Source organism: Stenotrophomonas sp. STEN147 (assembly GCF_056757995.1).
Genome location: NZ_JBRRCG010000003.1, coordinates 76,552 through 91,680 on the forward strand (window position 1 = coordinate 76,552; position 15,129 = coordinate 91,680).

General features: G+C 67.4%; 10 protein-coding genes. 5 read left to right on the forward strand and 5 right to left on the reverse strand.

Annotated features, from left to right (window positions below; translation table 11 throughout):
• Positions 1 to 201: 201 nt before the first annotated feature.
• Positions 202 to 2,958, forward strand: coding sequence for a TonB-dependent receptor (locus tag ACVOKU_RS05210; RefSeq protein WP_065174735.1), 2,757 nt, complete (start codon positions 202 to 204; stop codon positions 2,956 to 2,958).
• A 248-nt stretch (positions 2,959 to 3,206) separates the two neighbouring features.
• On the opposite strand, the gene ACVOKU_RS05215 is transcribed toward ACVOKU_RS05210, so the two are convergent.
• On the reverse strand, positions 3,207 to 4,820 hold the full coding sequence (locus ACVOKU_RS05215; protein ID WP_481559323.1) for an alpha-glucosidase family protein: 1,614 nt from the start codon (positions 4,818 to 4,820) through the stop codon (positions 3,207 to 3,209).
• A 215-nt stretch (positions 4,821 to 5,035) separates the two neighbouring features.
• On the opposite strand from ACVOKU_RS05215, the gene ACVOKU_RS05220 reads away from it, so the two are divergent.
• Positions 5,036 to 6,034: a polyprenyl synthetase family protein gene (locus ACVOKU_RS05220; RefSeq protein WP_065174563.1), complete on the forward strand. Its 999-nt coding sequence runs from the start codon at positions 5,036 to 5,038 to the stop codon at positions 6,032 to 6,034.
• A 101-nt stretch (positions 6,035 to 6,135) separates the two neighbouring features.
• On the opposite strand, the gene ACVOKU_RS05225 is transcribed toward ACVOKU_RS05220, so the two are convergent.
• The gene (locus ACVOKU_RS05225; RefSeq protein ID WP_481559324.1) at positions 6,136 to 6,927 is read right to left on the reverse strand and encodes a dienelactone hydrolase family protein; all 792 of its coding nucleotides are present in this window, start codon (positions 6,925 to 6,927) and stop codon (positions 6,136 to 6,138) included.
• A gap of 127 nt (positions 6,928 to 7,054) precedes the next feature.
• On the opposite strand from ACVOKU_RS05225, the gene ACVOKU_RS05230 reads away from it, so the two are divergent.
• Positions 7,055 to 7,645: an SMI1/KNR4 family protein gene (locus tag ACVOKU_RS05230; protein ID WP_279942453.1), complete on the forward strand. Its 591-nt coding sequence runs from the start codon at positions 7,055 to 7,057 to the stop codon at positions 7,643 to 7,645.
• Between the two features lie 93 nt (positions 7,646 to 7,738).
• On the opposite strand, the gene murD is transcribed toward ACVOKU_RS05230, so the two are convergent.
• The 3 genes from murD to ACVOKU_RS05245 form a co-directional block, all read right to left on the reverse strand.
• Positions 7,739 to 9,148, reverse strand: a complete 1,410-nt coding sequence (murD, locus tag ACVOKU_RS05235) for a UDP-N-acetylmuramoyl-L-alanine--D-glutamate ligase (protein ID WP_279942452.1) — start codon at positions 9,146 to 9,148, stop codon at positions 7,739 to 7,741.
• A complete protein-coding gene (gene murL, locus ACVOKU_RS05240; protein WP_279942451.1) occupies positions 9,129 to 10,481 on the reverse strand; it encodes a UDP-N-acetyl-alpha-D-muramoyl-L-alanyl-L-glutamate epimerase in 1,353 nt (450 codons plus the stop codon). The genes murD and murL overlap by 20 nt, the downstream gene beginning before the upstream one ends.
• Before the next feature lie 76 nt (positions 10,482 to 10,557).
• Positions 10,558 to 13,152 (reverse strand): bifunctional aspartate kinase/diaminopimelate decarboxylase, encoded by a 2,595-nt coding sequence (locus ACVOKU_RS05245; protein ID WP_053516666.1) that lies wholly within the window; start codon positions 13,150 to 13,152, stop codon positions 10,558 to 10,560.
• Between the two features lie 74 nt (positions 13,153 to 13,226).
• Here ACVOKU_RS05245 and ACVOKU_RS05250 point away from each other — a divergent pair, with 74 nt between their 5' ends.
• Together ACVOKU_RS05250 and ACVOKU_RS05255 are read left to right on the forward strand one after the other, a co-directional pair.
• Entirely contained in the window at positions 13,227 to 14,099 is an 873-nt protein-coding gene (locus ACVOKU_RS05250) for a PhzF family phenazine biosynthesis protein (RefSeq protein ID WP_481559325.1), read from the forward strand.
• A 123-nt stretch (positions 14,100 to 14,222) separates the two neighbouring features.
• Positions 14,223 to 15,101: a PhzF family phenazine biosynthesis protein gene (locus ACVOKU_RS05255; protein WP_065182410.1), complete on the forward strand. Its 879-nt coding sequence runs from the start codon at positions 14,223 to 14,225 to the stop codon at positions 15,099 to 15,101.
• Positions 15,102 to 15,129: the final 28 nt, after the last annotated feature.

The following is a 15,129-nucleotide window of genomic DNA, read 5'->3' on the forward strand; positions in this document are numbered from 1 at the left end:
CGGGCATGGCCCGGCGCTACCGTGGCGGGGATCTGAAAGCGATTACAACCCTGCAAACGTCATTGAATACGTATGCAGGGTGATTCCCGCGGAGAACCCGCTGCCTACCATAGCGGCGACGACAGCGGCCACCGCGTCGCACGTTCACGGCGTTGCCGGAACGACCTCGAAATGAACAACAACATTGCCTGGGAGGGGAAAATGTTGAACCACAAGCGCAGCGCGCTGAGCATCGCGCTGGCCGTTGTCCTGGCGCCGTCACTGGCGGCGGCACAGACCACGCAGAGCACCACCACGCCGGCCGGCACCGCCGCCACCAACCTGGATACGGTGCAGGTCACCGGTATCCGCCGCGGCATCGAGAACGCGATCGCGATCAAGCAGGACGCCACCTCGGTGGTGGAAGCGATCTCCGCCGAGGACATCGGCAAGCTGCCCGACGTCAGCATCGCCGAATCGATCTCGCGCCTGCCCGGCCTGGCTGCGCAGCGCGTGGCCGGTCGTGCACAGGTGATCAGCGTGCGCGGCCTGTCCCCGGACTTCGCCACCACCCTGCTCAACGGCCGTGAGGTCGTCAGCACCGGCGACAACCGTGGCGTCGAGTTCGACCAGTATCCATCCGAGCTGGTCAACGGCGTGACGGTGTACAAGACGCCCGATGCGGCACTGGTCGGCCAGGGCCTGTCGGGCACCATCGACATGCAGACCGCCCGTCCGCTCAGCTTCCCCGACCGAGTGATCGCCGTCAGCGGGCGCCTGCAGAAGAGCTCGCTCGGCGATGCGGCCAACGTCGATGAGTTCGGCAACCGCTTCAGCGCCAGCTACATCGACCAGTTCTTCGACAAGACCCTGGGCATCGCCATCGGTTACGCGCACAGCGACAACCCGATCCAGGAAAACCAGGTCGGCTTGTACGAGCCGTGGACCACCCAGTACACCACGGACGGAAAACGTCCCGGCGTTGCTGCAGGCACCTATTTCTCCGACGGCATCAAGGCGCTGCGCCGTACCGGCAACAACAAGCGCGATGGCGTGATGGCCACGATCCAGTTCCGGCCCAACAACAGCTGGAGCAGCACCTTCGATGCGTTCCACACCGAAGCCGAGCAGATCGACACCGCCAACCAGTTCGAACTGAACCTCAGCAACTACAACGGCAATTACCTGCCGGGCCTGCTGATCAGCAATCCGCAGATCAACGCCGATGGCACCTTCACCGGCGGTACCGCCAGCGGCGTGTACCCGCTGGTGCGCGGCATGTACAACAAGCGCAAGGACAAGATCGACGCGTTCGGCTGGAACAACGAATTCAACTTCGGCAGCGTCAAGCTGGTCGCCGACCTGAACTACTCCAAGGCCACGCGTGACGAGCTGAACCTGGAGAACAATCTGCAGCTCACGCCCATGCCGCAGCTGGATACGGTCGGCGTGCAGATCCGCCAGAACGGCTTCTCGCAGATCAGCCCGGGGCTGAACTACTCCAATCCCGATGCCCTGTTCCTGACCAACACCATCTATGGGTCCGGCTACGGCAAGGTGCCGAAGGTGGAAGATCGCCTGAAGGGCGGCAAGCTGGCGGCGACCATCGCCCTGCCCGAAGCGATGGCGTCGTGGGCACCGGACCTGGACATCGGCGTGAACTATGCCGATCGCCGCAAGGTCAAGACCCAGTCCGAGGGCAACATCCTGCTCGGTGCCCAGGGCGATGCCAACATCGCGGCGGACCTGCAGTACGACCCGGTGAACCTGGGCTTTGCCGGCCTCGGTACCATCCCGGCCTGGAACGTGCCGGCGGCGGTCGCCCGCTACATGACCTTCGATCCGGTCGACAACCTGGACTACCTGATTCCCAAGTCGTGGACGGTGCAGGAGAAGATCACCACCGCCTGGGCGCGCCTGAACATCAACACAGACATCGGCGTGGTCGGCGTGCGTGGCAACATCGGCGTGCAGATGCAGCGCACCGATCAGAGTTCGGACTCCCGCTACTGGGACGCGTCGCAGCCCGCCGGCAGCAACGTGCAGCCCTACTCCGACGGACGCAAGTACAACGACTGGCTGCCGAGCCTGAATCTGGCCTTCATGTTCCCGCACGAACAGACCCTGCGCTTCGCGGCAGCCAAGCAGGTCGCGCGCCCACGCGTGGACCAGATGCGCGCCGGCCTGGAGTTCGGCGTGGATACCTCCACCGGCCGCCCCGGCGGCAGCGGCGGCAATCCGCGGCTGGACCCGTGGCGCGCCACCGCGCTGGATCTGTCCTATGAGAAGTACTTCGGCGAGAAGGCCTACGTCGCTGCGGCGATCTTCTACAAGGACCTGAAGAGTTACGTCTACACGCAGTCGGTGGACAACTACGACTTCAGCGGGCTGCTCGGCAACTACGTGCCGCCGCCGGGCATGGTGGTGCCCGTGCTGCCGACCGGCACCTTCTCCACGCCGGTGAACGGTGAGGGCGGTACCCTGCGCGGCCTCGAGCTGACCGGTTCGTTCCCGCTGGAGATGCTCACCGACAGCCTGCGCGGCTTCGGCGTGCAGGCCAGTGCCACGTTCAACGACAGCGACATCAAGATCCTCGACCCGGAAAGCGCCTCCAGCGTGGGTACCGATCCCATCAGCCTGCCGGGCCTGTCCAAGCGTGTGTACAACTTCACCGCGTACTTCGAGCGCAATGGTTTCGAGGCCCGCGTGAGCCAGCGCCGTCGTTCGGACTTCATCGGTGAGATCGGCAACTTCAACGGCAATCGCACCCTGCGTTATGTGGTGGGCGAGAACGTGACCGATGCGCAGATCAGCTACACCTTCAGCGACAGCAGCGCCCTGCGCGGGCTGACCCTGCTGCTGCAGGGAAGCAACCTGACCAACGAGCCGTACCGCACCTACGCCGGCACCAAGGATCGCCCGCTGGAATACATCGAGTGGGGCCGCACCTACGTGCTGGGTGTGAACTACAAGTTCTGACCCTCACCGGGCAATGCCGGCCCCAGGCCGGCAACCGCCCATCGAATGCCGGACGCTGCCCGGCAACCGCTCCATCGGTAGCGCCGGGCCATGCCCGGCGGCGAGGACCGCAGGCATCACCGGAAACCCGCTGCGCCTAAGCAGCGGGTTTTCTTTTGGGCGCGACCCGCCAGCCACGGCACCGCCCATAAAAAAGGGACGGGGCGCTTCGGCCCCGTCCCCGCAAGTACCGCCACCGGAGAAATCGATCAGCTGCGTCGTGCGCAGAACACCGCACGCGGCGGCAGCTGGAGTTCGCCACCCTGCACCGTACCCGCATCCGGGCCCGGCACATCCATCTGCTGCCAACGGCCGGCCGGCAGCGGATGGGTCACCGCCTCGCCCGACAGGTTGAAGGCCAGCAGGAGGGTTTCATCTGCAAGCATACGCTCGAACAGCAGCACTGGCTCACTGCTGTCAAGGAACCGGATGCTGCCATGCTGCAGGACGGGCTGATGGCGACGCCAGCCCAGGAATGCCCGGAAGGCCGCCAGCACCGACCGCGGGTCAGCGTCCTGCACCGCGACGGCCGCTGCCCGGTGCCCGGCCGGAATCGGCAACCACGGCTGGCCGGTAGTGAAACCGGCCAGTGGCGCATCCGTCCACGGCATCGGAGTGCGGCAGCCATCGCGGCCCTTGAAGTTCGGCCAGAAGGTGATGCCGTAGGGATCCTGCAGCGCCTCGAACGGCACCTCGGCCTCGGCCAGGCCCAGTTCCTCGCCCTGGTACAGGCAGACCGAGCCGCGCAGGCAACTCAGTAACGCCACCAGCATGCGCGCCAGGCGCGGATCGGCCGGATGGCCGCCCCAGCGGGTGACCGCGCGCTCCACATCGTGGTTGGATACCGCCCAGCACGGCCAGCCTTCAGTCATCGCGGCTTCCAGGCGCGAGACAGTCTCGCGGATGTAGGCCGCGCTGTAGTCGTCCACCAGCAGTTCAAAGCTGTAACCCATGTGCAGGCGGCCATCGCGGGTGTACTCCGCGGTGGTGGCCAGCGAATCCTCCGAGGAGATCTCACCCAGGCTGACCGCACCAGGGTACTGGTCGAGCAGCGTGCGCAGCCGCTCCAGGAACGGCAGGTTCTCCGGCTGCGTGTTGTTGAAGTAGTGGTACTGGTATGCGTACGGGTTGTCCGGGCTGAAGCCGCGGCCAACGCGCTTGTCAGCGGGCTTGGCCGGGTTGTCGCGCAGCTGCGCGTCATGGAAGCAGAAGTTGATCGCATCCAGGCGGAAGCCATCCACGCCACGGTCCAGCCAGAACCGCACGTTGTCCAGCGTGGCCTGCTGCACCTGAGGGTTGTGGAAGTTCAGGTCCGGCTGGTCGACCAGGAAATTGTGCAGATAGTACTGTTCGCGGCGCGGTTCCCACTGCCAGGCGCAGCCGCCGAACAGCGACAGCCAGTTGTTGGGCGGCGTGCCGTCCTCGCGCGGGTCGGCCCAGACGTACCAGTCGGCCTTCGGATTGCTGCGATCCTGGCGGCTCTCGCGGAACCACGCGTGCTCGATCGAGGTATGGCTGAGGACCTGGTCGATCATCACCTTCAGTCCCAGGCCGTGGGCCTTGGCCAGCAGTCGGTCGAAGTCCTGCAGGCTGCCGAACAGCGGGTCGACGTCGCGGTAATCGGCGATGTCATAGCCGAAGTCGGCCATCGGCGACTTGAAGAACGGCGAGATCCAGATGGCATCCACACCCAGCGTGGCGATGTGGTCCAGGCGCTGGATGATCCCTGGCAGGTCACCGACCCCGTCGCCGTTGGCGTCGAGGAAACTGCGCGGATAGATCTGGTAGATGACGGCTCCGCGCCACCATGGATAGTGCGACATCGACAGCCCCCCTCCGGGCATGCGGGACCCGCCGGAAGCGGGCCGAAAACCAAGTCCCGCAAGCTTAGCGGTGCCTCCCCTGGGATGGCGCCACCTGCATACGTATTCACGCCAGGCAGTCACGGACGGCCGGGGCGATCAGGCCCGCAGGCCGGTTTGCGCCCGAATTCACGGGCAGCGCCTATAATCATCGACGAGCCTGAAAGCCTGATCGCATGACCATCACCGAAGACACCCGCCCCGCCCTGGGCCTGCCCCAGATCCAGTCGCTTGCTGCGGCCGACATGGCCGCCGTCGACGCCCTGATCCGGCGCCGGCTGTCCTCGGACGTCGTGCTGATCAACCAGATCGCGGACCACATCATTTCCGCCGGCGGCAAGCGCCTGCGGCCGATGCTGGTGATGCTGGCCGGTCATGCGGTCGGCCATGCCGGCCCCGAGCACCACCAGCTGGCGGCGATCATCGAGTTCATCCACACCTCCACCCTGCTGCACGATGACGTAGTGGACGAATCCAGCCTGCGGCGCGGCCGCAGCACCGCCAATGCCCTGTGGGGCAACGCACCGAGCGTGCTGGTTGGCGACTTCCTGTACTCGCGCAGTTTCCAGCTGATGGTCGAGCTGGACCGCATGCCGGTGATGCGGATCCTGGCCGACACCACCAATCGCATCGCCGAAGGCGAAGTGCTGCAGCTGCTGCACGTGCATAACCCGGATACCGACGAAGCGGCGTACCTGCGCGTGATCGAGCGCAAGACCGCCGTGCTGTTCGCTGCCGGCACCCGCCTGGGCGCGCTGGCCAGCGGCGTGGACGAAGCCACCCAGCAGGCGCTGTACGACTACGGCATGCATCTGGGCTACGCCTTCCAGATCGCCGATGACGTGCTGGATTACTCGGCCAACGCCGAGGAGCTGGGCAAGAATCTGGGCGACGACCTCGCCGAAGGCAAGGCAACGCTGCCGCTGATCCATGCCATGGCCCACTCCGACGACGCCACCCGCGAGCGCCTGCGCACCATCGTGCAGGAAGGCGATGCGTCGGCAATGCCGGAAGTGCTGGCCGCGATCCACGCCACCGGCGGCCTGGACTACAGTCGTCGCCGGGCCGAGGAATACGCAGAGCGCGCCGAGCGTGCGCTCGACGGGCTGGGCGACAATGATGCCGTCGCCGCTCTGCGTGGACTGGCCCGCTACGCGGTGCAGCGCACGCATTGACCGCGCTCGCCGGGCATGGCCCGGCGCTACCTGATGCCGCTGCACCCTGCGTGAGCGGTGTGCTGTGGTAGCGCCGGGCCATGCCCGGCGAACCCGGTGCCTCAGCGCTTCTCGAAGCGCTCCTCGAAGAACTCATCCAATGCCTTCCACGCGCGCTTCGCCGCCCGTTCGTTGTACTGGCACCCCGGCGGATTGTTGGCATCACGCTCGGCAAAGCAATGCACGGCGCCGCTGTAGTTGGTGAATTCCCAGTCGACCTTGGCGGCATTCATCTCGTTCTGGAAGCTGGCGATGTCGGCCGCGGTCACGCTCCTGTCATCGGCACCATTGAGTACCAGCACCGTGGGATGCGCTCCACCGGCCTGCGCCGGCAGCGGCGAGCCCAGCCCACCATGCAGGCTGACCACGCCGGCCAGCGGCGCGCCCGCGCGGGCCAGCTCCAGAACGGTGGTACCGCCGAAGCAGAAGCCGACCGCACCGATGCGGCTGGCATCCAGCGGCACCTTGCCGGCCTGTGCCTTGAGCACATTCACCGCCTCCAGCGCACGCGCACGCAGCAGCGGCCGGTCGTTGCGCAACGCGGTGGCGACCGGCCCTGCCTCGGCATCGGTCTTCGGCCGCACACCCTTGCCATAGACATCGGCCACCAGCACCACGTAATCATCGCCGGCCAGCTGCTTGGCCTTCTCGACCGCCGATTCGTTCACACCCTTCCAGTTCGGCACCATCACCAGTCCGGGGCGCTTGTCACTGTCCCCGTCGTCATAGACCAGCACCCCGCTGAAGGTCGTGCCCTGGTGCGTCCACTCCACCGGCTGGGTCTTCATCGCCGCCCACGCCGGCAGCGCCGCCAGACCCAGGACCATCGCCACACCCCAACGCCATGCATTCATGCGCCTGCTCCAGAGAAAAGGAAACAGAGGGGTCGCCTGATGTCCCCCTCCCGTCCGCATTCTGCATTGGCGGCGTGACGCAGGTGTGGTTGGATACGCCCTGATTCCGCCCAGCCCCTGTTTGCGAATGAACCTTGTCGATCAATTCCTGTCCGGCCTGATGCCGCGCCTGCCCGCCGACGATGCTGCGCAATGGGCGCATGTCCAGGGCGCCAGCGCCGGAGACCTGCAACGCCTGCGTGCGCAGTGGCCGCAGGTACCTGACAGTCTGGTTGCGCTGCTGTCGCGCGTGGATGGCACGCATTTCCGCCGGTATCCCGAGGGCGAGGTCTGCGTGCTGATGCTCGGCTCGGACGTGGAAGGCGGCGGATACCCCTACTACCTGCGCTCGATCGCACAGATCTTCGAGGATCAGCGGCAGTGGGATGACAGCATCCGCTCGATCTACGAAGAATGGCTGGACGACGAACCGGAGATTCTCGGCGACGGCATCGATGCCGACGTACCGATGAGCCGCCGCCTGTGCTTCTCGCACTGCATGAACAACGGCGGCACCTCGATGCTGTACCTGGATTTCGACCCGGCACCGGGTGGCTCCGTCGGCCAGGTGGTGCGCTACCTGCATGATCCGGACAGCTATGCGGTCATCGCGCCCGGCTTCGATGCGTATCTGCAGCAGTTGATTGACGGCGACTACGCGTTCATCGAGGAAGCGTAGATCCACGCCTGCGTGGATGAATTTGCCGGTGGGTTGCCGGCCGGGATCCCGCCGGGGTCAGAGCCCTTTCCTGCGGAAAGGGATCCGCCCCCCTCAGGCGATGCCCAGGCCCGGAATCGCGCTGATGCTGTCCGGATCGAATCCGGCCAGCTCGGCGAAGTGACGTCCGCGCGCAACGTAATCGCGGTAGGCCCCAAAACTTGGTGCGCCCGGCGACAACAGCACCACCCCGCCCTGCTCGCCCAGCGCAGCGCGTGCCAGCGCCATGGCGTCCGGCAGGTCGACGGCCGCATGCAGCCCGAATCGACCTGTATCGGCCAGCGGCTGCAGCATCGCGTGGATGCGCGGGCCGTTGCTGCCCATGGTCACGATCTCCACCGGCGGCACATCGTGCGCCATGTGCTGCATGAAATCGGTCCAGTCCAGGCCGCGGTCATGCCCGCCCACCAGCAGCGCGATGCGCTGGCCGCTGAAGCACTCCAGTGCCGCCAGACTGGCGTGGGGCGTGGTGCTGATCGAATCGTTGATGTAGGTCAGCCCATCGGCCACGCCGATGCACTGCAGCCGGTTGGGCAGCGGACGGAAATCCTGCACGGCCGGCGCCAGCGCCGCCGCGTCCAGGCCCAGCGCTTCCAGCGCGGCCAGCACCGCACACAGGTTGCCGCGGTTGTGGCGGCCCGGCAGCGGCGTATTGCGTGTATCGAACACCGCCTGTTCGCCACGATGCACGATGTCGCCACGCATGTGCCAACCCTGCGGCTGGTTGAACCAGACCACCTGGCTGTGCGGCAGCGCCAGTTCCGCCAGATGCGGATCGGCGGCATTGAGCACGGCGATGCACGGCGCGGCATCGGTGACCAGCTGCAGCTTGTCCTCGATATAGCGCTGTTCGCTGCCATGCCAGTCCAGATGTTCGGGGAACAGGTTCAGCACCACCGCCACCTGCGGTCGCGCGCCACTGCGCGCCACTTCGCCGGTCTGGTAGCTGGACAGTTCCACCGCCCAATACTCAGGCGCCGGCTGCGGGTCCAGCACTTCCAGCAGCGGCAGGCCGATGTTGCCGACCAGGCCGGTGCGATGGCCGGCCGCACGCAGCAGGTGCGCGACCAGCGCGGTGGTGGTGCTTTTGCCCTTGGTACCGGTCACGCAAACGGTGTCATGGACGATGCCGTCGTCAGCGGCATGCTCGGCGAACCAGAGCGCGGTGCCCCCGATGAAACGCGTGCCCCGTGCCGCCGCGGCCACCGCGATCGGCTGGTAGGGACTGATGCCGGGTGACTTGATCACCACGTCGAACGCGGCCAGCGCCTCGGCCGAAGGCTCGCCACGCACCTCCAGTGACCCCTGCGTTTCCGCGCGCGCCGCATCGGCTTCGGCGGCCGGACAGAACAGGCTCAGCGGCAACGTCGGCAGGCGTGCACGCAGCACCGCGAATGCGGCACGGCCCTCACGCCCCCAGCCCCACAGCGCGACGCGCTTTCCTTCAAGCTGAGAAATCTTCACGCACCCGTTCCCACAGCGCAGCCGGAATGCGGTGCTCGCCCTGCAGCTGCAGCATCGGCGCCAGCTCCAGTTCGGCCGCGTCGAGCTGCGGCTGGATCTCGTTGCAGAAGCGCTTCACCAGCGCATCTTCCTTCCACTCCGGTCGCTGCGCCAGGGTCGCCATCGCTGCACGCGATTCACGACCTTCGCCCACGCACTCGAACGGCTTGTGATCCTGGAACTCCAGCAGCGCGTCGAAGCCACCGGCCTGCTCGACATCGTCCAGCAGATTGCGACCGAAGATGCGCACGAGGCGGGTCTTGGGCATGAACGGGGCCAGCGCCAGAAACACGAAATGGCACTTCGGGCAGACGCCGCACCAACGGTTCACGGGGCGCTCGCCGAGGATATGGAAGTTGCGGTTGCAGCTGGAGAAATGCGCGTCGTAGAAGTCGCTCTTGGCGAACTGGCGGGCCACCGCCAGTTCCGACATCGGTCGCAGCAGCGAGTAGTACTGCAGGTCTGCGGCCACGTGCGCCTGCACATGGCTGCCGAAGGCCTGCTCGAACGCCCAGCCCTTGGACCACTGGTGGTTCACCTCGCCGGTGCCCGGAATCTGGCTGCCGTAGCTGGCCGAGCGTTCGTTGGAGAACACCACCTGGTCCACGCCCTGCAGCAGGGCTGCCAGCACCATGATCGCCGAGTTCACCGCGGTCACCGGGATATGGCCGTTCCACGCCCCTTGGCGGTTGAGCTCGAACAGCTCCGGCGCCAGCGCGCGGCCCAGGTTCAGCGTCGGCAGGCCGGTGCGTTCGGCGCAGGCACGGATCAACTGCGAACCGCCGATCCAGGTGACCGTCTCGTCCACGCCCGCCCGTCGCAGCGCTTCGATGCTGACCAGCGAATCCTTGCCACCACCGATGGCGACCAGCGCATGCGGCTGCAGGCCCACCTCCGGTGCCTGCACCGGCTCGCCCTGCACCGGCAGGCGGAAGCGGCCGCGCAGGTTGAGGCCGTTGCGGTAGGCGAACTCGCCCAGGCCGTTGAGGTAGATCGCTTCCACCAGCGCAGCGGTATCGGCATCGATGGCGTAACTGTCGATGCTGACGATCTCCGGCACGCCGGCCTTGTAGTAGCTGACGCCGGCGATCAGGTGCAGCAGCTGCAGCGCTCGCTGCACGGCGGCGGTGCGCGCCGGCTCAAGGACGAACGGAGCGCCGGGAATGGTGACGGTTTCCACCATCTCGGGGCCATCATCGAAGGCATAGACCAGCCGTGCCACGCCGCTGTCCACAGCAAATTCGCAGCGGACGAAACGGAAACGGGAGACCTGGTGTTTGTCGAAAGCAGTCATGGTGTATCCGGTCAGGCACGGCCCCGCGCGGTGGCGCGGGGCGTGTCGGTGGGCGGGTGCAGCGCGCGCAGGGCGATCACTCGATCACATCCTCGCGCGGCAGCGCCCGCTGGTTGTAGGTGTTGGACATCACGTAGCCATAGGCGCCAGCGTCAGCAATCAGCATCACGTCGTCCGGCGCGGTGGACACCGGCAGCTTGCGCCGCTTGCCGAACACATCGCTGGACTCGCAGATCGGGCCGACGACATCGAATGCCGCCTCGGCGTACCCGCCCTGGCGGCTGAGGTTCTCGATGTCGTGCCAGGCGTCGTACAGGGCCGGACGCATCAGCGTGTTCATGCCGGCATCCAGGCCGACGCGGCGCACGCCGTCCTTCTCCACCACCTGGGTGGCATGGGTCAGCAGCACGCCGGACTCGGCCACCAGGTAGCGCCCCGGCTCGATGGCCAGGCGGAATGCGGGGTGCAGTGCCTTGACCTCGGCCAGGCCGGCAGCCCACGCGTCCAGATCGAAGGGCTCGTCCTCGTCGCTGTACGGAATCGGCAGGCCACCGCCGATGTCGATCGTCTGCACGCTGCCGATGCGGCGGGCGAAGCCTGCCAGCTCATCGCACATCAGGCGCCAATGCTGCGGGGTTTCCACGCCGCTGCCCAGGTGGGCGTGCAGGCCGACCACCCGGCTGCCCAGCTCGGTGGCGGCACGGACGAACTCATCGACGCGGGCGATCGGCAGGCCGAACTTGGACTCCTTGCCGCCGGTGCGGACCTTGGCGTGGTGGCCTTCGCCGCGCCCCAGGTCCACGCGCAACCACAGCTCGCGGTTGCGGAACAGGTCCGGCCAGCGCTGCAGGGCTTCGACGTTGTCGACGGTGACGGTCACGCCCAGCGCGAACGCGGCCTCGTACTCACTGCGCGGGCAGAAGCTCGGGGTGAACAGCACACGCCTGGGCGAAAGTTCCGGCAGGTGCTGGAACACATGCTTCAGCTCGCCATGCGAAACGCATTCCAGGCCGAAACCCTCCGACTCCAGCAGTTGCAGGATGGCCGGGTGGCTGTTGGCCTTGATCGCGTAGTAACGCTGGTCGATCGGCTTGATCGCAGCCAGCGCGCGGGCACGCGCCCGCACGGTCGGCAGGTGATAGACGTAGCGCGGGGTTCCCGCGTCGGCCAGCTGCAGCAGGTGCGCCCGCTGGCCGCGCCACCAGGGCGTGCCGCGCGGGCGAACCGTGCCGGCGATCTCGCGCCAGCGCGGGCCGAACACCTCGGTTTCCTCCACCGGCATGGCGCCACTGTCGATCAGTTCCGCATGCAGGATCGGCAGCAGGCCATCGGCATCGGCCTCATCGATGACGAAGGTCAGGTTCAGGTCGTTGGACGACTGCGAGATCATGTGCACGCGCTCACGGCCGAACGTGGCCCACACATCCGACAGCTTGTGCAGCAGCGAGCGCATGCCCAGCCCGACCAGGGTGATCGCCGCACAGGGCACGATCACCTTGACCTTGCACACCTGCGACAGGTCGGCCGACAGCGCGGCCAGCACATCGGTGTTGACCAGGTTCTCCGACGGATCCAGCGACACGGTGACATTGGTTTCGGCCGAACCGATCAGATCCACCGACAGGCCGTGCTTCTTGAACAGGGCGAACACATCGGCCAGGAAGCCGACCTGCTGCCACATGCCGATGCCTTCCATCGACACCAGCACGATGCCGTTGCGACGACTGATCGCCTTCACGCCCGGTACCGGCGCCGCATTGCCGTCGATGCTGGTACCTGGAAGCTCGGGGCGCTCGGTGTCGAGGATCGCCATCGGTACACCGGCATCGCGGCACGGCTTGATCGAGCGCGGATGCAGCACCTTGGCACCCGTGGTGGCGATTTCCTGCGCCTCGTAGTAATCCAGACGGGTCAGCAGGCGCGCGTCCGGCACATCCTTGGGATTGGCGCTGAACATGCCCGGCACGTCGGTCCAGATTTCCACCCGGCTGGCACCGAGCAGCGCACCGAAGTACGCCGCCGAGGTGTCCGAACCGCCACGGCCGAGGATGGCAGTGCCACCGTCCGCGTGCCGCGAGATGAAGCCCTGGGTGATCAGCAGGCGCGTCGGCTGCGCACGGAAGCGCTGCGCCCAGTCCGCATCCGAGCGCCACTGGCAGTTCACCGACAGGCGTTGCGACCAGTCGCTCTGGTTCGGCTGCGGCGGCAGTGCATCCAGCCAGTGCCGGGCATCCATCCAGCCCATGTCCAGCCCGGACGCGCGCAGGTATGCCGCGCCCACGGTCGAGGACAGCAGTTCACCCTGGCCCAGCACGTCGGCCTGCCAGTCCAGCGGCCGGGTGGCCGCGCGCGGATCGTCCAGCAGGCCCTGCAGGGCGGCCAGACGCTCGGCCAGCACTTCGCGGCCGAGGCCCAGCTCGACCAGGAATGCCTCGTGGCGTTCGACCAGCGCGGCGACGCGATCACGGCTGTCCGCCGCGCCGTCGGCGATCGCGGTCAGCTCGTTGGTCACCCCGGACAGCGCCGAAACCACCACCAGCACGCGCGAGCCGGTCTCTTCCGCGCGTTTTTTCGCCAGCTTCCCGATCGTGTCCCAGCGATGGCGACGCGACACCGAGGTGCCGCCGAACTTCAGTACGATCCAACGATCGACAAGGGGGGAAGCTGACATGGATTGGCTATGTGTATTGTGGGGAAGCCGCCCCTGGGGGCGGAACCTTCGATTCTAAGCCCAATATCCCCGCCATGACCGCCTATCGTTACCTGCAGCTCGATGTCTTTGCTCCCCGTCCCGGCACGGGCAACCCACTGGGTGTCGTATTTGACGCGGACGGGCTTTCCAGCGACCGCATGCAGGCGCTGGCCGCCTGGCTGAACCTGTCCGAGACAGTGTTCTTCATCCGCCCCACCGCGGCCGGTGCCGACTACCACGTACGCATTTTCACCCCGGGCAGCGAGCTGCCGTTCGCCGGCCACCCCAGTGTCGGTGCCGCCTGGGCAGCGGTGACCAGCGGCCTGGCCGTGCCGCGCGACGGTGCCCTGGTGCAGCAGTGCGCCGCCGGGCTGTTGCCGGTGCGCGTGTCCGGCCCGGCTGCCGCACCGACGATCCAGCTCGCCAGCCCCGCAGCACGGCACCTGGATGCCGCTCCCGGGGCGGTGCCGGAAGCGCTGCTGGCCCAGGCCGCCGAGGGCCATGTGGCCGAGTTGTGGGACAACGGTCCACGGTGGTGGCTGCTGCCCCTGCGTGATGCCGCCAGCGTGCGCTCCCTGGCGCCGGACATGGCCGCCGTGCGCGACTGGACCAATGCCACCGGCGCCACCGGCGTGGCCGTGTTCGCACCGGAACAGGCGGCCGCTCACGCGCTCGTGGTGCGCGCTTTCTGCCCCGGCGATGCGGTGAACGTCCCCGAGGATCCGGTGACCGGCAGTGCCAATGCGCTGATTGGCGCCTGGCTGCGGCAACGCAGCGCGCTGCCGGGCACGGATGCCGGCTACGTGGCCAGCCAGGGCCGCGAAGTGGGCCGCGATGGTGAGGTCCAGGTCCAGGTCGATGCGCAGGGCACGGTATGGATCGGCGGCCAGGTGCAGCCGGTGATCGATGGGCAGATTCACTGGTAGCCCCCGCGCTACCCTATGCCGCCTTGCCCGTAGCGCCGGGCCATGCCCGGCGACTCGCCGCGCTGCGCGCTCGCGGAGCATGGCCCCGCGCCACCGTCCCATTGTTTCCTGGAGTTGTCACTGATGTCCGCACGCCGTTTCCTGCAACTGGATGTGTTCTCCCCGCGCGCCGGTGCCGGCAATCCGCTGGCCGTGGTGCTGGATGCCGACGGACTCGACGACGACACCATGCAGGCCATCGCCCGCTGGACGCGGTTGCCCGAGACGACCTTCGTGTTCCCGCCGCAGACGGCGGGAACCAGCTACCGCCTGCGCATGTTCAGTCCGCAGAAGGAAGTCCCGTTTGCCGGCCATCCCAGCGTAGGCACCGCGCATGCCGTGCTGCAGGCGGGCTTGGCGGAGGCGGTGGATGGCCTGCTGGTGCAGGACGGGATTGCCGGCGCGCTGCCGCTGCGGGTCAGCGGCGAAGGCGCGCAACAGCGCATTGCCATCCGCACCCCGCGCGCGCAGCTGGCCGAAACCGCGCAGGCGGACGATCCGCGCCTGCAGGCGGCCCTGAAGGGCTGGCCATTGGGTCGGTTGCCGCCCGCACGCATGCAGGGCGGGCGCAGCTGGTGGGTGGTCCAGGTTGCCGATGAATCGGCCCTGCGCGCGCTGCGCCCGGACTGGGACGCGGTGGCCGCGCTGGCCGAATCCACCGACAGCATGGGCGTGTTCGCCTATGCATTCGCCGACGGCAACGAAGGCTTCGACCTGGCCGTGCGCGCGTTCGTCGGCAACGGGCGCCGCTTCGAGGACGCTGCCTCCGGCGCCGCCAACGCCGTGTTGGCGGCATGGCTGGACCTGCGCGGCGCTCTGCCGCGGGGCCGCGAGGCATTCGACGTCAGCCAGGGCCGGGAGGTCGGGCATGACGCACGCCTGACCCTGCGCGTGGACGAGGCCGGCGAGGTCTGGTCCGGCGGTCAGGTGCAGACGGTGATCGCCGGCACCCTTGATTGGTGATGGGTGGTTGCCCTGGGACGCCGGGCAT

Coding starts and splice junctions, on each gene's coding strand:
- ACVOKU_RS05210 (WP_065174735.1), top strand. CDS start 202: ATGTTGAACCACAAGCGCAGCGCGCTGAGCATCGCGCTGGCCGTTGTC.
- ACVOKU_RS05215 (WP_481559323.1), bottom strand. CDS start 4,820: ATGTCGCACTATCCATGGTGGCGCGGAGCCGTCATCTACCAGATCTAT.
- ACVOKU_RS05220 (WP_065174563.1), top strand. CDS start 5,036: ATGACCATCACCGAAGACACCCGCCCCGCCCTGGGCCTGCCCCAGATC.
- ACVOKU_RS05225 (WP_481559324.1), bottom strand. CDS start 6,927: ATGAATGCATGGCGTTGGGGTGTGGCGATGGTCCTGGGTCTGGCGGCG.
- ACVOKU_RS05230 (WP_279942453.1), top strand. CDS start 7,055: ATGAACCTTGTCGATCAATTCCTGTCCGGCCTGATGCCGCGCCTGCCC.
- murL (WP_279942451.1), bottom strand. CDS start 10,481: ATGACTGCTTTCGACAAACACCAGGTCTCCCGTTTCCGTTTCGTCCGC.
- ACVOKU_RS05245 (WP_053516666.1), bottom strand. CDS start 13,152: ATGTCAGCTTCCCCCCTTGTCGATCGTTGGATCGTACTGAAGTTCGGC.
- ACVOKU_RS05250 (WP_481559325.1), top strand. CDS start 13,227: ATGACCGCCTATCGTTACCTGCAGCTCGATGTCTTTGCTCCCCGTCCC.
- ACVOKU_RS05255 (WP_065182410.1), top strand. CDS start 14,223: ATGTCCGCACGCCGTTTCCTGCAACTGGATGTGTTCTCCCCGCGCGCC.